The 18,740-nt window shown below is 71.8% G+C and carries 16 protein-coding genes; 13 read left to right on the top strand and 3 right to left on the bottom strand.

Going from position 1 to position 18,740, the window contains the following annotated elements:
- Positions 1 to 67: 67 nt before the first annotated feature.
- From rpsO to O7617_RS05095, 5 genes are all read left to right on the top strand, one after another.
- The gene (gene rpsO, locus O7617_RS05115) at positions 68 to 337 is read left to right on the top strand and encodes a 30S ribosomal protein S15 (RefSeq protein ID WP_278137994.1); all 270 of its coding nucleotides are present in this window, start codon (positions 68 to 70) and stop codon (positions 335 to 337) included.
- A gap of 228 nt (positions 338 to 565) precedes the next feature.
- Positions 566 to 2,941 carry a polyribonucleotide nucleotidyltransferase gene (locus O7617_RS05110; protein WP_282261848.1) on the top strand — a complete coding sequence of 792 codons (2,376 nt, stop codon included), beginning with the start codon at positions 566 to 568 and terminating at the stop codon, positions 2,939 to 2,941.
- Positions 2,942 to 2,988: 47 nt separating this feature from the next.
- A complete protein-coding gene (locus tag O7617_RS05105) occupies positions 2,989 to 4,386 on the top strand; it encodes a pitrilysin family protein (RefSeq protein WP_282261847.1) in 1,398 nt (465 codons plus the stop codon).
- A 188-nt stretch (positions 4,387 to 4,574) separates the two neighbouring features.
- A complete protein-coding gene (dapB, locus tag O7617_RS05100; RefSeq protein ID WP_282261845.1) occupies positions 4,575 to 5,327 on the top strand; it encodes a 4-hydroxy-tetrahydrodipicolinate reductase in 753 nt (250 codons plus the stop codon).
- Between the two features lie 101 nt (positions 5,328 to 5,428).
- Entirely contained in the window at positions 5,429 to 5,899 is a 471-nt protein-coding gene (locus tag O7617_RS05095; RefSeq protein WP_282261844.1) for a GNAT family N-acetyltransferase, read from the top strand.
- 161 nt (positions 5,900 to 6,060) lie between these two features.
- Here the strand turns inward: O7617_RS05095 and O7617_RS05090 are convergent, their stop codons facing one another.
- Positions 6,061 to 8,163 (bottom strand): glycogen debranching N-terminal domain-containing protein, encoded by a 2,103-nt coding sequence (locus tag O7617_RS05090; RefSeq protein ID WP_282261843.1) that lies wholly within the window; start codon positions 8,161 to 8,163, stop codon positions 6,061 to 6,063.
- 172 nt (positions 8,164 to 8,335) lie between these two features.
- On the opposite strand from O7617_RS05090, the gene O7617_RS05085 reads away from it, so the two are divergent.
- The 4 genes from O7617_RS05085 (at position 8,336) to O7617_RS05070 (ending at position 12,652) form a co-directional block, all read left to right on the top strand.
- Positions 8,336 to 9,298 (top strand): LacI family DNA-binding transcriptional regulator, encoded by a 963-nt coding sequence (locus O7617_RS05085; protein ID WP_282261842.1) that lies wholly within the window; start codon positions 8,336 to 8,338, stop codon positions 9,296 to 9,298.
- Between the two features lie 25 nt (positions 9,299 to 9,323).
- Positions 9,324 to 10,574, top strand: a complete 1,251-nt coding sequence (locus O7617_RS05080; RefSeq protein ID WP_282261841.1) for an extracellular solute-binding protein — start codon at positions 9,324 to 9,326, stop codon at positions 10,572 to 10,574.
- A 70-nt stretch (positions 10,575 to 10,644) separates the two neighbouring features.
- Positions 10,645 to 11,766, top strand: coding sequence for a sugar ABC transporter permease (locus O7617_RS05075; RefSeq protein ID WP_282261840.1), 1,122 nt, complete (start codon positions 10,645 to 10,647; stop codon positions 11,764 to 11,766).
- Position 11,767: 1 nt separating this feature from the next.
- Positions 11,768 to 12,652 (top strand): carbohydrate ABC transporter permease, encoded by an 885-nt coding sequence (locus O7617_RS05070; protein ID WP_282261838.1) that lies wholly within the window; start codon positions 11,768 to 11,770, stop codon positions 12,650 to 12,652.
- A 10-nt stretch (positions 12,653 to 12,662) separates the two neighbouring features.
- Here the strand turns inward: O7617_RS05070 and O7617_RS05065 are convergent, their stop codons facing one another.
- Positions 12,663 to 13,256: a GNAT family N-acetyltransferase gene (locus O7617_RS05065; RefSeq protein WP_282261837.1), complete on the bottom strand. Its 594-nt coding sequence runs from the start codon at positions 13,254 to 13,256 to the stop codon at positions 12,663 to 12,665.
- 35 nt (positions 13,257 to 13,291) lie between these two features.
- On the opposite strand from O7617_RS05065, the gene O7617_RS05060 reads away from it, so the two are divergent.
- Positions 13,292 to 14,566 carry a glycosyltransferase family 87 protein gene (locus O7617_RS05060; protein ID WP_282261836.1) on the top strand — a complete coding sequence of 425 codons (1,275 nt, stop codon included), beginning with the start codon at positions 13,292 to 13,294 and terminating at the stop codon, positions 14,564 to 14,566.
- Here the strand turns inward: O7617_RS05060 and O7617_RS05055 are convergent.
- A complete protein-coding gene (locus O7617_RS05055) occupies positions 14,465 to 15,016 on the bottom strand; it encodes a GNAT family N-acetyltransferase (protein ID WP_282261834.1) in 552 nt (183 codons plus the stop codon). The two genes, O7617_RS05060 and O7617_RS05055, sit on opposite strands and share 102 nt — an antisense overlap.
- Before the next feature lie 79 nt (positions 15,017 to 15,095).
- Between O7617_RS05055 and O7617_RS05050 the strand changes: the two genes are divergently transcribed.
- The 3 genes from O7617_RS05050 to thyX all read left to right on the top strand — a co-directional run bounded on the left by O7617_RS05050 (position 15,096) and on the right by thyX (position 18,737).
- A complete protein-coding gene (locus O7617_RS05050) occupies positions 15,096 to 16,325 on the top strand; it encodes a crosslink repair DNA glycosylase YcaQ family protein (RefSeq protein ID WP_282261832.1) in 1,230 nt (409 codons plus the stop codon).
- A gap of 235 nt (positions 16,326 to 16,560) precedes the next feature.
- On the top strand, positions 16,561 to 17,076 hold the full coding sequence (locus O7617_RS05045) for a DUF2752 domain-containing protein (protein ID WP_282264639.1): 516 nt from the start codon (positions 16,561 to 16,563) through the stop codon (positions 17,074 to 17,076).
- Positions 17,077 to 17,996: 920 nt separating this feature from the next.
- Positions 17,997 to 18,737, top strand: coding sequence for an FAD-dependent thymidylate synthase (thyX, locus tag O7617_RS05040; RefSeq protein WP_145785820.1), 741 nt, complete (start codon positions 17,997 to 17,999; stop codon positions 18,735 to 18,737).
- Positions 18,738 to 18,740 lie beyond the last annotated feature (3 nt).

The raw sequence follows: 18,740 nt of genomic DNA, 5'->3' as shown, positions 1-18,740 counted from the left end.
CGGTCCGTTCCCGGTCGATCGGGACGACGGACAACCTACTTGATCAACCCATCGAAACAGGGAGAACATGGCGCTCGACCAGGAAGCCAAGGCCAGCATCCGCGCGGAGTACGCGACCGCCGAGGGCGACACCGGTTCGCCGGAGGTCCAGGTCGCGGTCCTCACCAAGCGGATCGCCGAGCTGACCGAGCACCTGAAGGTGCACAAGCACGACCACCACAGCCGCCGTGGGCTGCTGCTGCTGGTCGGCCGTCGCCGTCGGCTGCTCAACTACGTCCAGAAGAAGGACATCAACCGCTACCGGTCGCTCATCGAGCGGCTCGGCCTGCGCCGGTGACGTGACGGGGGAGTGGCCGACCGGCTGCTCCCCCGTACCGCGTCCCACCAGAGAAAACATGGGCCGCGCGACCACCCGACAGGGAGCCGGTCAGCGTACCGGTCTCCGGTAGTGGCCCCCGGGAACCCCGGCATGACGCCGGCCACCCCGGGCGCTTCGATCGAAGACCGGCCGGCTGAGCAGCTCCCCGATGTCGTGGGCCCACGACGCGAAGGAGCACGACAGCACATGACCGAGACCAAACTCGGCACCGAATCCCGCACCGCCGTGATCGACAACGGGTCCTTCGGCACCCGCGAGATCACCTTCTCCACCGGCCGGCTGGCCCGTCAGGCCGCCGGTTCCGTCATCGCCCAGCTGGGCGAGACGGTCGTCCTCTCCGCCACGACCGCCGGTAAGCACCCGAAGGAGCAGTTCGACTTCTTCCCGCTGACCGTCGACGTCGAGGAGCGGATGTACGCCGCGGGCCGCATCCCCGGCTCGTTCTTCCGCCGTGAGGGCCGGCCCAGCGAGGACGCGATCCTCACCTGCCGCCTGATCGACCGGCCGCTGCGCCCGTCCTTCGTCAAGGGCCTGCGCAACGAGGTCCAGGTCGTCGAGACCGTCCTCGCACTCGACCCGCAGCACCCGTACGACGTCGTGGCGATCAACGCCGCCTCGATGTCGACGAAGCTCTCCGGCCTCCCGTTCTCCGGCCCGATCGGTGCGACCCGCGTCGCCCACATCGACGGCCAGTGGGTCGCCTTCCCGACCCTGGAGGAGCTGGCCCGGGCCACCTTCGACATGGTCGTGGCCGGCCGCACGCTCGAGGACGGCGACGTCGCGATCATGATGGTGGAGGCCGAGGCCACGCCGAACGCCGTCGCCCTGATCTCGGCCGGTGCCACCGCCCCGACCGAGGAGATCGTCGCCAGCGGCCTGGAGGCCGCCAAGCCGGCGATCCGTGAGCTGTGCCGCGCGCAGAGCGAGCTGGCCGAGGTCGCCGCGAAGCCGGTCACCGAGTTCCCGGTCTTCCTGGACTACCAGGACGACGCGTACGACGCCGTCGCCGAGCTGGCCCGGGCAGAGGTGGCCGAGGCGATCACCATCGCCGGCAAGGCCGACCGCGAGGAGGCCCTGGACCGGGTCAAGGCCCGGGTCGCCGAGGAGTTGGGCGCTCGGTTCGAGGGTCGGGAGAAGGAGCTGTCCGCAGCCTTCCGCTCGCTGACCAAGTCCGAGGTGCGCAACCGCGTGCTGCGCGAGCAGGTCCGCATGGACGGCCGTGGCCCGCGCGACATCCGGACGCTGACCGCCGAGGTCGGCGTGCTGCCCCGGGTGCACGGTTCGGCTCTGTTCGAGCGGGGCGAGACCCAGATCCTGGGTGTCACCACGCTCAACATGCTCCGCATGGAGCAGATGGTGGACACGCTGTCCCCGGAGAACCGCAAGCGCTACATGCACAACTACAACTTCCCGCCGTACTCGACCGGTGAGACCGGCCGGGTCGGTTCGCCGAAGCGTCGCGAGATCGGCCACGGTGCTCTCGCCGAGCGCGCGCTGATCCCGGTGCTGCCGTCGCGCGAGGAGTTCCCGTACGCCATCCGGCAGGTGTCCGAGGCGCTCGGCTCCAACGGCTCCACCTCGATGGGTTCGGTCTGCGCGTCGACGCTGGGTCTGCTCTCCGCGGGTGTCCCGCTGAAGGCGCCGGTCGCCGGCATCGCCATGGGCCTCATCTCCGACGAGGTCGACGGCAAGACCCAGTACGTGACGCTGACCGACATCCTCGGTGCCGAGGACGCGTTCGGTGACATGGACTTCAAGGTCGCCGGCACGCCGGAGTTCGTCACCGCGCTCCAGCTCGACACCAAGCTCGACGGCATCCCGTCGGACGTGCTGGCCGCCGCGCTGCAGCAGGCGAACGAGGCCCGGCAGGTCATCCTCGGTGTCATGAAGGCGGCGATCGAGGCTCCGGCCGAGATGTCGGACTACGCGCCGCGAGTGACCACCGTCAAGATCCCGGTGGACAAGATCGGCATGGTCATCGGCCCGAAGGGTCAGACCATCAACGCGATCCAGGACGAGACCGGCGCCGAGATCTCCATCGAGGACGACGGCACGATCTACGTCGGTGCCACCAACGGCCCGTCGGCCCAGGCGGCTGTCGACCGGATCAACGGGATCGCCAACCCGACCCTGCCCAAGCAGGGCGAGCGGTTCCTCGGCACGGTGGTCAAGACCGCCGCGTTCGGTGCGTTCATCTCGCTGCTGCCGGGCCGTGACGGCCTGCTGCACATCTCCAAGGTGGGCGACGGCAAGCGGGTCGAGCGCGTCGAGGACTTCCTCAACGTCGGCGACCGGGTCGAGGTCGAGATCGCGGACATCGACGCCCGCGGCAAGATCTACCTGGACAAGGTCCGGCCGGAGGGCGCCGAGGCTCCGGCCGCCGGTGAGGCCGCCGGCGGCGACCGTCCGTCCGGTCGGGACCGGGGCGACCGCGGCCCGCGTGACCGCGGCGACCGCGAGCGTGGCGGTGACCGGGGCGGGCGTGGCCCGGAGCGCGGCGAGGGCGGCGGCGAGGGTGGCGAGGGCGGCGAGCGTCCGCGCCGCCGGACCCGGCACAGCTGACCACCAGCACCTGCGACACCCACCCCTCGTCGAACCGGGAGCACCACGTGAGTCGGGCCTTCAGCGCGCCGTTTACACCGGATCGACGGGGGGTGGCTCCTTCTCGGGCCGCAGGGGCGGGCCGTTCCCGCGGCACCGCCCGCGCGGTGACCCGGACGCTCAGCGACGATCCGCTGGGCGGCACGGTACGACGTACCGTGCTGCCCAGCGGCCTGCGCGTGCTCACCGAGGCGATCCCCGCGATGCGCAGCGTCTCGTTCGGCATCTGGGTGGCGGTCGGCTCGCGCGACGAGACCGGGCCGCAGGCCGGTGCCGCGCACTTCCTCGAACACCTGCTCTTCAAGGGCACCAACAAGCGCACCGCACTGGAGATCTCCTCGCAGATCGAGGCGGTGGGTGGTGAGACCAACGCCTTCACCACGAAGGAATACACCTGCTACTACGCCCGCGTGCTGGACGAGGACCTGCCGCTGGCGATCGACGTGATGTGCGACCTGGTCGCCGACTCGCTGTTGGACCCGTCGGACGTCGAGACCGAGCGCGGCGTGATCCTCGAAGAGATCGCCATGCACGACGACGAGCCGGGTGACGAGGTGCACGACCTCTTCGTCCAGGCGGTCTACGGTGACCACCCGCTGGGTCGGCTGATCTCCGGCACCGCGGAGACCGTCACGCCGATGACCCGCAAGCAGATCCAGAGCTTCTACCGGGGCCGCTACACCGCCCCGCAGATCGTCATCGCCGCCGCCGGCAATCTCGACCACGCCACAGTGGTCAAGCTGGTCCGCCAGGCGGTGCGGGGCACGCCTCTGGACAGCGACCCGGCCACCCCGGCGCCGCACCGCGCGGCGACCCCGGCGGTACGCACCGAGCCGGTGACCACGGTCGTGGAGCCGAAGGAGACCGAGCAGGCGCACATCATCCTCGGCTGCCCCGGCATCGACCGCCTCGACGAGCGGCGCTTCGCCCTCGGGGTGCTCAACAACGTGCTCGGCGGTGGCATGTCGAGCCGCCTGTTCCAGGAGATCCGCGAGCAGCGCGGCCTGGCCTACTCGGTCTACTCCTACGCCAGCCAGTACGCCGACACCGGCCTGTTCGCCGTCTACGCCGGCTGCGCGCCGGGCAAGGTGGACGAGGTGCTGGCCCTGACCCGAGCCGAGCTGGCCCGGGTCGCCGCCGACGGGTTGACCGAGGCCGAGGTGGCCCGCGGCAAGGGGATGAGCAAGGGCTCGTTCGTGCTCGGCCTGGAGGACACCGGTTCCCGGATGAGCCGGCTCGCCAAGGGTGAGCTGCTCTACGGCGACCTGATGCCGGTCGACGAGCTGCTCCGTCGGGTCGACGAGGTGACCGTGGAGGACGTGAACGTCCTCGCCGCCGAGCTGCTCAGCCGACCGATGTCGCTGGCCGTCGTCGGCCCCTTCGGCGAGGGCGACTTCGCGGTCTGAGCCCTTCCGCGCCGCGGTCTTGAGCCCTGTCGCCCTCTGGCGTGGGCTGCGTCCTTCCGCGCCGCGGCGCGGGCTGCGTCCCTCCGCTTCCGGGGCGGGGGAGGCCCTTTCGGGCGGGGCATCCCGGCCGGTGGATGCCCTCGGATCCGGCCCGAGGGTCACGTCCCGATTGGGATAGGTTGTGCCCCGTGACTGACGAGCAGAAGAAGACCCGGGTCGGCGTTCTCGGTGCCCGTGGCCGGATGGGCATCGAGGTCTGCAAGGCCGTCGACGCCGCCGACGACCTGGCTCTCGCGGCGTCGATCGATCAGGGCGACGACCGCTCCGCCGTTTCCGGCGCCGACGTGGTCGTCGACTTCACCACGCCGGACGTCGTCATGGACAACCTGAAGTGGTGCATCGACCAGGGCATCAGCGCGGTCGTCGGCACGACCGGCTTCACCGAGCAGCGGCTTGAGCAGGTGCGCGGCTGGCTCGCCGACAAGCCCGAGGTGGGCGTGGTCATCGCCCCGAACTTCGGCATCGGCGCGGTGCTCATGATGCAGTTCGCCGCGCGGGCCGCCCGGCACTTCGAGTCCGTCGAGATCATCGAGCAGCACCACCCGCGCAAGCTGGACGCCCCGAGCGGCACCGCCACGCACACCGCCCGGCAGATCGCCCAGGCCCGCGCCGAGGCCGGCCTCGGTCCGGTGCCGGACGCCACCAAGGACGAGGTCGCGGGTGCGCGCGGCGCCGACATCGACGGGGTACGCGTACACGCCGTACGCGCCACCGGGCTCGTCGCCCACCAGGAGGTGCTCTTCGGCGGCACCGGGGAGACACTGACCATCCGGCACGACTCGTACGACCGGGTGTCGTTCATGCCCGGTGTCCTGCTGGCCGTCCGCGCGGTGCGCAACCGTTCCGGCCTCACCGTCGGCCTGGACGCCCTACTCGACTGAGCCCGCGCAGATCTTGGACAGTTACCGTCACGCGTTGACGCGTTGACGCGTTGACGGAGACTGTCCAAGATCTCAGGCCGCCCACCAGGTAGCATCCGCCGATGATCAATGGTGGATACCTGGACCGGAGCGGCCGGCGGATCACGCTCCGACCGGTCGACGACGACAACTGGCGGGCGGTGGCCGATGTCGCCCCGCGCGACGACCAGCGCCGGTTCGTGGCCGCGCTCGGCGCGCGCTACCTGCTGCTGAGCACCCGTTCCGAGGTGTGGAACTCGCTGGCCGTCTACGCCGACGAAACCGTCGTCGGGCACGTCATGTGGGGCGTGGACGACGATGGCTCGCACTGGATCGGCGGAATGCTGATCGACGCCGCCGAGCAGGGCCAGGGCGTCGGTAGGGCCACCGTGCAGACGCTGGCCGACTGGCTGTCCACCCGGGAGGGCAACCCCCCGGTCCGCCTCTCGTACCACCCGGACAACACCCCCGCCGCCGCCCTCTACACCTCCCTGGGCTTCCACCCCACCGGCGAGGTGGACGACGACGAATTGATCACCGAGCTCCGCCGCTGACCCGGCGCGGCCCCACCCCACCCCACCACCCTTTCGCGCCGATCATGGAGTTGTGGTGCCCCTCATCAGGGGCATTCGCGGAGCGAAAGCCCACCACAACTCCATGATCGACGGGGACGGGGACGGGGCGGGCGCGGCGCGGCGGAGCGGGCGGGGTGTGTCTAGTGCGGGGCTGGGGTGGTGGGGCGGCGTTGGGCGGGGATGGTGGGGGTCAGCGGGGTGGGGAGGCCGGTCACCGTGGCTTCGCCGGTGGAGTCGACAGTGACGGTCACGGAGGCGTCAGCGACACGCAGTCCGTCGACGTGCAACCCGCCCAGCTCGGCGCCCGCCAGAGGAGCGATGCGCACCGTGCCGCCGGGCACGTCCGGGTAGAGGCCGGTCGCCGCCTGCAGCAGCAGCACTGCGCCCGCCGCGGCCCACGCCTGTGGACGGCACGCGGCCGGGTACGGCACCGGGCGGTGCAGCATTGACCGGTCGTCACCGCCGTACAGCTCCGGCAGCCGGTAGTCGAACGCCTCGGCCGCGCTGAGCAGCCCCTCGGCCAGGCCGAGCGCGGCCTGCCGGTGCCCGGCCCGCGCCAGCCCGCCGAGCACGATCGCGGTGTCGTGGGTCCAGATCGAACCGCAGTGGTACGACAGCGGGCTGAAACCCGCGTCGTCGGTGGCCATGGTGCGTAGCCCGAATCCCCCGGCGAGGGTGTCGGTGGTGAGCAACCGGGCGATCTGGGCCTCCTCGTCGCGGTCGAGCAGGCCGGTGCCGAGCAGGTGACCGATGTTGCTGGTCAGCGAGTCGACAGGGCGCTTGTCCCGGTCGAGGGCGAGGGCGGGTTGTGGGCCGTACCGGCCGTCCACCCAGAAGCTGTCGCGGAACCGGCGGACCAGGCCGGCGGCGTACTCACGCCAACGGTCCGCGCCCGGTCGGCCGAAGGCGTCCAGTAGGGCGGCGCCGTTCACCGCTGCCTCGTGTGCGTACCCCTGGACCTCGGCCAGCACGATCGGCGCGGTGGCCAGCGTGCCGTCGTGGAAGCGGACGGCGTCACCGGAGTCCTTCCAGCCCTGGTTGGACAGGCCGTGTCCGGTGGTGTCGACGTACTCGACGAGGCCGTCGCCGTCCGGGTCGGCGTGTTCGCCGAGCCAGCCCAGGGCCGCCTCGAGGTGTGGCAGGAGTGGCTCGATCTGCTCGGCGGGCAGACCCCAGCGCCACGCGTCGTGCAGCAGGTTGACCCAGAGCATGGTGGCGTCGACGGTGCCGTAGTACGCGGGCGGGAGGCGCAGGCCGTTGCCGGGCACCGTGAACTCGTGCCGGCGCAGCTCGTGCAGGATCTTGCCGGGGGCCTCGCCGGTCGCCGGGTCGATCCGGGTGCCCTGCCGGCGGGCGAGTACGCGCAGGGTGCCGGCGGCCAGGTCGGTGCCGAGCGGCAGCATCATCCGGGCGGCCCAGAGGCTGTCCCGACCGAACAGGGTGAGGAACCAGGGCACCCCGGCGGCGAGGAACACGTCCGTCGGCGCGCCGGTCTCGGCCAACCGTAGGCCGCGCAGGTCGTCCAGGCTGCGGTCCAGCAGTCGGACCAGGCGGCGGTCGTCGGCTGTCACCTGCGGCCGGGACCACTCGGGCCCGCCGGTCGGGCCGACGACGACGGCGCGCGGGTCCTCGACGGTCAGCTTCCAGCTCAGCACGGTCTCGCCACCGGGGGGCAGGTCGATCGACCAGGACAGCCGGGGTGCCGTCGCATGCTCGGCGGTGGCCAGCACCTCCGCGCCCGGCGCGGTGACGGTGACGGTGATCCCGGTCGCCGACCAGGTGAGCACGCCCGGGTGGCCGGACTTGGCCTCCAGTGCGGGGGCGGTGCCACCGGACTTGACGGCCTCGATGGGTGCGAGGTCGCAGCCGAGGTCGACGGTGACGGTGGCCCGTACGCCGACGGTGGCGGTGGAGACGACCCGTACCTCCTCGGTGAGGCCGTTGCCGGTGGCCCGGCGGAGTCGGTCGACGCGGACGGTCGGGTCGGGCGTGGGGTCGCCGAGCCGGCGGGCCAGGCCGACGAACCGCGCGCCGTGGGGGCCGTCGTCGCCGCGGGTCAGCCCTTCGAGTTCCCGCTCGTCGACGCGCAACTCGGCGCGGGAGAGCACCCGGGCGTCGGCGTGGAACACGCCCTGGACGCCGGTCGGGCGGATCTGCCCGGTCGCGTCCCCCAACGCGCTGGTCGGGGCGTGGACCACCCCGACCAACTCGTGCAGGAGGGGTTGCAGCTGGCGTTCGATCACGGTGTGGCTCCAGATCCTCGGGGTGCGGGGCGGACGTCTTGACAACGCGGCCCTGGCCGTGCAAAGTGCGAAACATTCCAGAAACTTGAACGATCTAATCCTGCCTTATCCAAATTGGATCGTTCAAGATGGCGAGAGGGATTAAGTGGCCGAAAAGGTGACCATAGCGACGGTGGCTCGGCACGCCCGAGTAAGCCGGCAGACGGTCTCCAACGTGCTCAACGCCCCGCACGTCGTGCGGCAGGAGACCCGTCAGCGGGTCGAGGAGGCCATCGCCGCGCTCGGCTACCGGGCCAACCAGGCCGCCCGACAGATGCGTACCGGCCGGTCCCGGCTGATCGCGGCCCGGATCGAGCCGACCCGTGACGGCATCAACGGCTCGGTGCTCGACCGCTTCCTGCACGGCCTCACCGAGACCGCCGACGCCGCCGGCTACCGGGTGCTGCTCTACACCGCCACCGACCACGAGCGGGAGATCGCCACCTACGACGACCTGCTCGGCACGTACGAACTGGACGCGTTCGTGCTGGTCGGCACCACGCACGGCGACCCGCGTACCGCCTGGCTCGCGGCCAGGGACGTGCCGTTCGTGACCTTCGGTCGCCCCTGGGACGCGCTCGACTCGCACCCCTGGGTGGACGTGGACGGCGCGGCCGGCACGGCCCGCGCCACCCGGCACCTGCTGGACACCGGCCACCGGCGGATCGCCTTCCTCGGCTGGCCGGTCGGCTCCGGCGTCGGCGACGACCGGCGCGCAGGTTGGCACGACACGCTGCGCGCGGCCGGCGTCGACCCGACCGGGCTGCACCGGGAGACCGAGGACGGCATCGCCGAGGGGGAACGACTGATGCGCGACCTGCTACACGCCGCGGCACCGACCGCGGTGGTCTGCGCCAGCGATTCACTCGCCCTCGGCGCGCTGCAGGCGATCCGCGGCATCGATCCACCGGCGTCGGTGATCGGCTTCGACGACACACCGGTCGCCGCCGCGGTCGGGCTGACCAGCGTCAGCCAACCGCTGGGCGAGGCCGCCGCCCGCTGCGTGGACCTCCTCACCGGGGTCCTCGACGACGACCACCAGACCCCCGCCCCCGTGCTGCTCCAGCCCGCGCTGGCGCTGCGGCACACCGCGTAGTCCCACCCCCCACCAGGAGAAACCAATGGCACCTCGAACCATCACCCGGGCGGCGGTGGCCGGCCTCGCCGCCGTCGCGCTCCTCGGCTCCGCGGCCTGCGGCAGCGGCTTCGACGACTCCTCCGGCGACACCGCCCAGTCCAGCGGCCCGGCCAGCCTGCAGGTCCTGATCGGCTCGTCCGGCGACGCCGAGACCACTGTGGTGCGGGAGGCCGCGGCGAAGTGGGCCGGCGGCTCCGGCAACACCGTGACAGTCACGCCGGCGCAGGACCTCACCCAGCAGCTCGGTCAGGCGCTGGCCGGCGGCACCCCACCGGATGTCTTCTACGTGGACGCGGCCCAGTTCGCCGACTACGCCAGCGTCGGCGCCCTGGAACCGTACGGCGACCGGATCAGCAACCCCGGCGACTTCTACGAGAGCCTGCGCACCACCTTCACGTACGACGGCAAGCTCTACTGCGCGCCCAAGGACTTCTCCACCCTGGCCCTGCAGATCAACACCGACCTGTGGGCCGAGGCCGGGCTGACCGACGCCGACGTGCCGACGACCTGGGACCAGCTCACCACGGTCGCCCAGAAGATCAAGGCGAAGGGGCAGGTCCCGCTCGCCCTCGGCGACACCCGGGACCGGATCGGCGCCTTCATGGTGCAGAACGGCGGCTGGCTGACGAGCAAGGACGGCAAGCAGCCCACTGCCGACACCCCGGAGAACCTGGCCGCCCTCCAGTACGTCAAGACCATGCTCACCACCGGTCTGGCGAAGTACCCGAAGCAGCTCGACGCCGGCTGGTCGGGTGAGGCGTTCGGCAAGGGCAAGGCCGTGATGACCATCGAGGGCAACTGGATCAAGGGTGCCCTGCAGACCGACTTCCCGAACGTGAAGTACAAGGTGGTGGCGCTGCCGGCCGGTCCCAAGGGCCAGGGCACGCTGTCCTTCACCCAGTGCTGGGGTGTCGCCGCCAAGAGCAGGTACAAGGACCAGGCGATCAAGTTCGTCGAGGCGATGACCAGCGGCGAGCAGCAGATGGCGTTCTCGAAGGCGTTCGGCGTCATGCCGTCCCGGCAGTCGGCGGGCGAGCAGTACAGCAGCGCCTTCCCTGCCGACAAGCCGTTCATCGACGGTGCCGCGTACGCGCAGGGCCCGGTGAACGCCCCGAAGATGGACAGCGTCCTCAAGGACCTCGACACCGGTCTGCAGGGGCTGGCCAACGGCGACCCGAAGACCGTCCTGCAGAACTTCGACAAGAACGCCAAGGCGGCGCTCGGCGGTAGCTGAGGTGTCGGCGGGGCCCGGGCGAACGCCTGGGCCCCGCCGCACGTCGGCCCGAGAGAGGGAGGGAGGAACGATGGCAACCGAGACACTGACCGCCGCGGCGACCACGCCGGGGTCGGGGCCGCGCCGACGCCGAGGCGGCATCCGGAGCGACGAGACAGTCGCCGGCTGGCTCTTCGTCGCGCCGGTGATCGTCATCCTGGGGCTGTTCCTGCTGCTGCCGATCCTGATGGCGCTCTGGGTCAGCCTGACCGACTGGAACGGCCAGGGCAGCCCCTTCACCGGTGACGTCCCGTTCGTCGGCGCGGACAACTACACCCGGCTGTTCGCCGAGGACGGGCTGGCCCGCCGCGACTTCATGACGAGCATCCGCAACAACGTCTACTACGTGGCGATCGTGGTGCCGGCGCAGACCGTGCTCGCGCTCGGCCTGGCCCTGGTCGTCAACAACCGGATGCTCAAGGGCAAGAGCTTCTTCCGCAGCGCCTTCTACTTCCCCTCGGTCACCAGCTCCGTCGCGATCAGCGTGGTGTTCCTGTTCCTCTTCGCCAACTCCGGTGCGGTGAACGCGCTGCTCGGATTCTTCGGGATCGACGGGCCGGAGTGGTTCGCCGACTCCCGAGGCGTACTGCACCTGCTGTTCGGCGCGGTCGGCGTCGACTCGCCACCGGCGGCACTGACCGACGGCGGCCCGTTCGGGCTGACCTGGTGGGACTGGCTGGCCGGCCCCAGCGTGGCGATGATCTCGATCATCGCGTTGGTCGTCTGGACCACGTCCGGCACGTTCATGCTGATGTTCCTGGCCGGGTTGCAGAACGTGCCCGTCGCGCTGGACGAGGCCAGCACCCTCGACGGGGCGTCCCGGTGGCAGCGGTTCCGGCACGTCACCCTGCCGCTGCTGCGGCCCACCACCTTCCTGGTGCTCACCCTCGGCATGATCGGCTCCTGGCAGGTCTTCGACCAGGTGTACGTGATGAGCCAGGGCGACCCGGCCAAGACCACGCTCACCCCCGCCTACCTGTCGTACCGGACCGCGTTCCGGGACTTCGACTACGGCTCCGGCGCGGCGATCTCCTTCATCCTGTTCCTGATCATCATCGTGCTCACGCTGGTCCAGCGTCGCGTGCTGGCCGAGCGGGACACCGACCGGCCGCGACGCGGCCGGTCGCGTCGGCGCGTACCGGAGAGGTCCTGAGATGGCCGTGCTCACCGACCGCCCGGCGGCGCCCGCGCGGCCCGACCACCGCGCGGCCCGCACCCTGGTCACCCGTTTCCTGGGGTACGCGACGCTCGTCTTCTTCGGGTTGGTGTTCCTCTACCCGTTCGTCATCCAGATCGGCAACGCCCTCAAGACCGAACCCGACGCGGCGGCGAATCCGCTGTCGCCGTTCCCCGACCCGCTCACGCTGGCCGGCTTCGAACGGATCTTCGCCGGCACCAACTTTCCGCTCTGGCTGGGCAACTCGCTGCTGGTGACGGTGCTGGTCACCGTCGGGCGGGTGTTCTTCGACTCGCTCGCCGGTTACGCGCTCGCCCGGCTGCGGTTCCGGGGTCGGGGCGGGCTGTTCGCGGCCGTCATCGCGGTGATGGCGGTGCCCGGCGTGGTGCTGCTGATCCCGAAGTTCCTGGTGCTCAACCAGCTCGGCATCTACAACAGCTACGCCGGGCTGGTGGTGCCGTTGCTGGCCGACGCGGCGGGCGTGTTCATCATGAAGCAGTTCTTCGAGTCGATCCCGGTCAGCGTCGAGGAGGCCGCTCGGATCGACGGGGCGAGCATCTTCCGCACCTTCTGGTCGGTGGTGCTGCCGATGGCGAAACCGGCGCTGATCACCCTGACCATCCTGTCGTTCCAGGGCTCCTGGAACGAGTTCCCGCACAGCCTCGTGTCGGTGCAGGACCCGGACCTGTTCACCCTCCCGCGCGGCCTGGCCGACCTGGTCAGCGGCTCGCTCGGCAAGGGCACCCAGTACCCGCTCAAGCTGGGCGCCGCGCTGCTGGCCACCATCCCGGTGGCGATCATCTTCGTGGTGTTCCAGCGGTACTTCGTCCGCGACGCCAACGACGGCTCGGACAAGGGCTGACCCGGCCGGGTCACCCGCCGGGGCGGTCCTCGGCGAGTGGCTCGGTCGGCACCGCCACGTGCAGGCGCACCTGAGGCACCAGCATGTCGTCGACGTCCAGCGCGCGCGCCGCCCCATCGGGCTCCCAGCCGGTGCTGGTGAGGAACTTCCGGGTCGCCTCGTCACCGTCGAACGCCCAGGCCACCGCCCGGCTCATCCCATCCTCGCGCCACAGGTCGACGGCGGCGGCGAGCAGTCGGCTGCCGTGCCCCCGGCGACCCCAGCGCGGTTCGACCAGCAGGTCGGTCACGGCGGCCACGTCCGGGCCGAACGCGTCGGCCGGCTCACCCGGGGCCAGGGCCTCGCCGTCGGCCGGGCCGGAGGCGGCGAACCCCACCAGATACGATTGCTCGGCCTGTTCGACGGCGACCAGCACCCGGTGCCTGCCGGAGGGCGGCTCCAGCACCGCCGCGCTCCACCGCCGGGCGAGGAACGCCTCGTCCAGGTTGTCGAGCACGTGCCGAGGCAGGATCCGGCGGTACGCGACCCGCCAGGTCGCGAGCTGGATGCGTGCGATCTCGCCGGCGTCCTCGGGACGCGCCGGGCGGACGTACCCGAGAGCCATGGGACGGAAGCCTACGCAGGGCGAGGGAGGCGACGGTGGCGCAGGGTGCCAAACGGACGACTGCGCAGGTCGTCGGGGTGGTGGTGCTCGCCGCGGCGGTCGCCGCGTTCCTCGCCGTCGCCGCCGTACGCCACGGTTTCTTCGACCTGAAGGTCTACTACGGCGCGTTGACGTGGTGGGTGCACGACGGCGGGGAGATCTACGACTACCTCAAGCCGAACACCCAGTACGGCTTCACCTATCCACCGTTCGCCGCCCTGGTCATGCTGCCGATGGCGTACCTGCCGTGGACGGCCGCGATCGTGGTGAGCGTGCTCGCCAGCGTGGTCACCACGACGGTGCTGATCTGGTGGCTGGTCGACCCCATCGCCCGCCGCGCCGGCTGGACCCGGTGGTTCGCGCTCGCCGTGGCGCTCTGCCTGGCCGCCGCGTTCGAACCGATGCGCGAGACGGTCAACTTCGGCCAGGTCAACACCCTGCTGCTCTTCCTGGTGGCGGTGGACCTGCTGCGGCTGCTGCCGACCGGCAACCGCTGGGCCGGGGTGGGTGTCGGGCTCGCCACCGCGATCAAACTGACCCCCGGTGTCTTCATCGTCTACCTGCTGGTCACCGGCCGCTGGCGGGCGGCTCTCACCGCCTCCGGCACCGCCGCCGCGGTGACACTGCTGGCCGGTGCGCTCTTCCCGGACGCGTCCCGGGAGTTCTGGACCGAGGCGCTGTGGAACACCGGTCGGGTGGGCGAGTTGGCCTTCGTCTCCAACCAGTCGCTGCGCGGGGTCGTCGCCCGGCTCGACCCGCAGCACCCGAGCACAGTGCTCTGGCTGCTGCTGGTGCTCGGCACCCTGGCGCTCTGGGCCTGGCGGTCCCGGGCCGCCGTCGCGGTCGGTGACGAGGCGACCGGCCTGGCGTTGACCGGTGCGGTGATGTGCCTGGTCAGCCCGGTCACCTGGGTTCACCACCTGGTCTGGCTGCTGCCTGCGCTGATCCTGCTGGTCGACAACGCGATGGCCGCGCCGGCCGGCCGCCGACGGCGGGTCGTGCTCGTCGCCGCGATCATCGGGTACGCGTTGCTCATCAGCCGGACCGTCTGGTTCTGGGAGAAGGACTTCACCGGCGTCGACGGCTTCCTGGGCAGCAACGCCTACGTGTGGGTCAGTCTGGCGCTGCTGGCCTTCCTGCCGATCCGCCGTTGGTCGACGACGGACGGGTCAGCGGTCGAGGCGTCCGGCGTACCGCAGCTCGACCAGCCCGACCGGCGGGATCCCGCCGGCCAGCGGCACCTGGTAGGTCGAGCGCTCACCGTCCGGTGACAGCCCGGCGCGCTCGCAGAACCGGCGGGCCCGCCGGTTGTCCGCCAGCACCCACGCGCGGTAGCCGGACCAGCCCCGCTCGGTGAGCCCGTGTCGGGCGGCGGCCAGCAGCGCGGCGGCCGTCCCGTCACCCCAGCGCGCCGGCTCCACGTAGATCGCCACCACCTCGCCGACCGTCGGGTCCAGGTCGTCCCGGTCCTGGTTGCGGCGGTACGGCCCGAAGGTGGTGAAGCCGACGACCAGCCCGTCCACCTCGCCCAGAAGGGTGGTGAACGGATGCTCGGGGTCGGCGGTCCCGACGTCGCGACGGCGTTGCGCCCAGGCCGCCACGTTCAGCCGCCGAAGCACCTCGTCGGGCATGAAGCCGGCGTAGCCCGCCTGCCAGCCGTGTACGTGCACCCGGGCGACCGCCTCGGCGTCGTCCGGCTCCTCCCGGCGGATCGTCAGCATTGCACCGTTCTATGCCCAGTTGGCCGTCGCGTCCAGCTTCCCGCACCGACGTCGTACCGATGAATTAGGGTCGCCGACGATGACCGCACCGGAATCGCTCTCCCTCGCCCAGGCCCGCCGCGTGGCGCTCGCCGCCCAGGGCTTCGCCGACCCGGCGCCCACCGGCGTGCCCACCCGCCGCCACCTGCGCCGGGTGCTGGGCCGGGTCGGGTTGATCCAGATGGACTCGGTGAACGTGCTGCAACGCGCTCACTACCTGCCGCTCTACAGTCGGCTCGGGCCCTACCCGACGACGCTCCTCGACCAGGCCGCCTACCGGCGCCCCCGCGAGGTGTTCGAATACTGGGGTCACGAGGCGTCGCTGGTCCCGGTCGAGCTGCACCCGGCGCTGCGGTGGCGGATGGCCCGGGCGCGCAGCGAAGCGTGGGGCGGCATGCGGCGGATCGCCCAGGAGCAGCCGGAGCTGGTCGCCTGGGTGCGCGACGAGGTGGCCGCCCGGGGCCCGTTGACGGCTGCCGAGATCGAGCACGACGCGCCACGGGAGACCGGCAACTGGGGGTGGAACTGGTCGGCGGTGAAGCAGGCGTTGGAGTTCCTCTTCTGGGCCGGCGAGGTGGCCGCCGCCGAGCGCACCACCTCCTTCGCCCGCCGCTACGACCTGCCCGAGCGGGTGCTGCCCGCGGCGGTGCTGGACGCACCGACCCCGACCGCCGCCGAGGCGTACCGCACGCTGGTGGCCCTCGCCGCGCGGTCGCTCGGGGTGGCCGCCGAGCCGGAGCTGCGCGACTACTTCCGGCTGCCGGTGGCCGGTGCCCGGCAGGCCGTCGCGGAGCTGGCCGAGGCCGGTGAGCTGGTGCCGGTCACGGTGGCGGGCTGGCGTCAGCCGGCCTGGCTGCACGCGTCCGCCCGCCTGCCCCGTTGGGTCCGGGGCAACACCCTGGTCAGCCCGTTCGACCCGCTGATCTGGGAACGCGCCCGCACCGAGCGGCTGTTCGACTTCACCTACCGGATCGAGATCTACGTCCCGGCGCCCCAGCGGGTCTACGGCTACTACGTGCTGCCGTTCCTGCAGGGCGACCGGTTCACCGCCCGGGTCGACCTGAAGGCCGACCGCAAGGCGGGGGTGCTGCTGGTGCCGGCCGCGTGGGTCGAGCCGGGCGTCGACGCGGGGGAGACCGCAGTGGCGCTCGCCGCCGAGCTGTACCGGCTCGCCGGCTGGCTCGGCCTGGACGCGGTGGCCCCGCCCCAGGCCGGTGACCTGGCCGGCCCGCTGAGCGCCGCGCTGGCCGGCGTGTCCGGTGTACCGTGAGCGCGTGACGAGCCCTTCCGGACCGGCCGACGAGCCGCAGCCCGCCCCCGGGGCGGTGCACACGCTGCCGACCGACACGACCGCCGTGGGCCCGACGGGCGTGACGTCGGCTGATGCCGGTGCGACCGGCTTCGTTTCGGCCGCTGCGGTTCCGGCCGGCGTCGCTGCGGCCGGCGCGGTTCCGGCCGGCGCGGTTTCGGCCGGCGCGGTTTCGGCCGGCGCGGTTTCGGCCGGCGTGGTTTCGGCCGAGGCGGGTCCGGTCGGTTGGCCGACGCCCCCGCCGGGTGGCTACCCGGCCCCCGAGCCGGACCGGCTCACCCGGTTCGTGCTGCGGATCTACGAACGCTCGCCGCGATGGGCCGTGCCGTTGGCCGCGGTCGGCTGTGTCGCCATCGGGATGGGCTACGCGCTGCTCAGCAACCCGACCCACGCCGCCCCAGACGCCGCACCCACCTGTCTGCTCAAGTTGACCACCGGGCTGGACTGTCCGGGCTGCGGCGGTACCCGCGCACTCTGGTACGTGTTGCACGGCGACCTGCCGGCCGCCGCCCGACACCACTTCCTGTTCGTCTTCGCGCTGCCGTTCCTGGCGTACCTCTTCGTGGCCTGGGCGGGAAACCAGGCGTTCGGTTGGCGACTGCCCGAGCTGCGGATCAGCTCGAAGGTCATCGGCGGGTTCCTGGGTGTGTGGCTGGCGTTCTCGGTGCTGCGCAACCTGCCCTGGGCGCCGTTCACCTCGCTCTACGTCTGAGCGCCCGCTGCCCGACGTGCCGCTCCTCAAGGGGCGCGCTCGGCCGGACGCGCCGCTCGGCCGGACGCGCCGCTCGGCCGGACGCGCCGCTCGGCCGGACGCGCCGCTCGGCCGGCATGCGTTGTCCGGGCGTCCTGTGGAGCTGAATCGTTTACGACATCACCTGCCGCTTCCTCCGCTGTGCCGCGCCACCCCACGCCGTCCGACGCCGCCCCGCCCGCCGCCGTCCGACGTCGCCCCGCCCGCCGCCGTCCGACGCCGCCCCGTCCGACGCCGCCCCGCCCGCCGCCGTCCGACGCCGCCCCGTCCGACGCCGCCCCGCCCGACGCCGCTCCGCCCGACGCCGCCCCGCCCGACGCCACTCCACGCAGTGATCGACTCGGTGTTCAGGAAACCGGGCGATCCACTCGCCTCGGACACCCCGACTTCCGGGAACCCGAGTCGATCAACCGGCGAACCCGCGAGCCCGCGCACCCGCGTCCTCTACGCGCGGCGCAAGGCGTACCGGGCCCCAAGATCGTGCTCGATCCTGGATTCAGTGGTGGCGGGCGGCTTGCATGCGACTACATCCACGATGATGTTGTGCGATCTTGCGGTCGGAGCGGCTGACGGGGCACTCGGACAGGGCACTCGGACAGGGCACTCGGACAGGGCACTCGGACGGGGCTCGTCGACTCGGCCGCCCGTTCGCGAGGCCGTCGACTCGGGCGGCCCTTCCGCGAGGCTGATGTCGTAAACGATTCAGCTCCACAGGACGCCCATGAAGGCCTCCGCCCCGGCTCCGACGACGAGGCGCGGGCACCCCGCCCCCGCTCGGGCGCTCGATCGGCTCCGCCACCGCCTAGTGATCGAGATTGCACGGTGCGCGCCTGAGTTGGGCCGAAAGGGGCCGCGCCACTACAGTCCCAGGAATGCCGGAGATGGTGCAGCCCCAGGTCAAGTTGATCGCGTGGACCCAGTTCGCGGCCCCGGACGATGTGCCGTGGTCGACCGACGCGGAGGGTGGCCAGGCGCTCGCCGAGTTCGCCGGGCGGGCCTGCTACCAGTCCTGGAAGAAGCCGAACCCGGCGACCGCCACCAACGCCGGCTACCTCGCGCACATCCTGGAGGTCGGGCACCTGTCGGTGCTGGAGCACGGGTCGGTCACCTTCTACTTCACCGGGGTGTCCCGCTCGTTCACCCACGAGCTGATCCGGCACCGGCACTTCTCGTACTCCCAGCTGTCGCAGCGGTACGTCCCAGAGCGGGACGCGGCCATGGTCGAGCCGGCGGTCATCGCCGACGACCCCGAGCTGCACAAGAAGTTCACCGAGGCCGCCGAGGCGAGCGTCCGGGCGTACACCGAGTTGTTGGAGGGCCTGGAACAGCGCTTCTCCGACGAGCCGAACCCGACGCTGCGCCGCAAGCAGGCCCGGCAGGCGGCTCGGGCGGTGCTGCCCAACGCCACCGAGACGCGGATCGTGGTCACCGGCAACTACCGGGCGTGGCGGCACTTCGTCGCGATGCGGGCCACCGAGCACGCCGATGTGGAGATCCGCGAGCTGGCCGTGGAGTGCCTGCGCCAGCTGCAGGGTGTCGCCCCCAACGTCTTCGCCGATTTCGTGATCTCCACGCTGCCGGACGGCACCGAGGTGGCGGCCAGCCCGCACGAGGCGTCCTGAGCC

Origin of the sequence: Micromonospora sp. WMMD1155 (genome assembly GCF_029581275.1) — a bacterium.
Lineage (GTDB): Bacteria > Actinomycetota > Actinomycetes > Mycobacteriales > Micromonosporaceae > Micromonospora.
This window is presented reverse-complemented; position numbering and strand designations above follow the sequence as displayed.

Coding starts and splice junctions, on each gene's coding strand:
- rpsO (WP_278137994.1), top strand. CDS start 68: ATGGCGCTCGACCAGGAAGCCAAGGCCAGCATCCGCGCGGAGTACGCG.
- O7617_RS05110 (WP_282261848.1), top strand. CDS start 566: ATGACCGAGACCAAACTCGGCACCGAATCCCGCACCGCCGTGATCGAC.
- O7617_RS05095 (WP_282261844.1), top strand. CDS start 5,429: ATGATCAATGGTGGATACCTGGACCGGAGCGGCCGGCGGATCACGCTC.
- O7617_RS05080 (WP_282261841.1), top strand. CDS start 9,324: ATGGCACCTCGAACCATCACCCGGGCGGCGGTGGCCGGCCTCGCCGCC.
- O7617_RS05075 (WP_282261840.1), top strand. CDS start 10,645: ATGGCAACCGAGACACTGACCGCCGCGGCGACCACGCCGGGGTCGGGG.
- O7617_RS05070 (WP_282261838.1), top strand. CDS start 11,768: ATGGCCGTGCTCACCGACCGCCCGGCGGCGCCCGCGCGGCCCGACCAC.
- O7617_RS05065 (WP_282261837.1), bottom strand. CDS start 13,256: ATGGCTCTCGGGTACGTCCGCCCGGCGCGTCCCGAGGACGCCGGCGAG.
- O7617_RS05055 (WP_282261834.1), bottom strand. CDS start 15,016: ATGCTGACGATCCGCCGGGAGGAGCCGGACGACGCCGAGGCGGTCGCC.
- O7617_RS05050 (WP_282261832.1), top strand. CDS start 15,096: ATGACCGCACCGGAATCGCTCTCCCTCGCCCAGGCCCGCCGCGTGGCG.
- thyX (WP_145785820.1), top strand. CDS start 17,997: ATGGTGCAGCCCCAGGTCAAGTTGATCGCGTGGACCCAGTTCGCGGCC.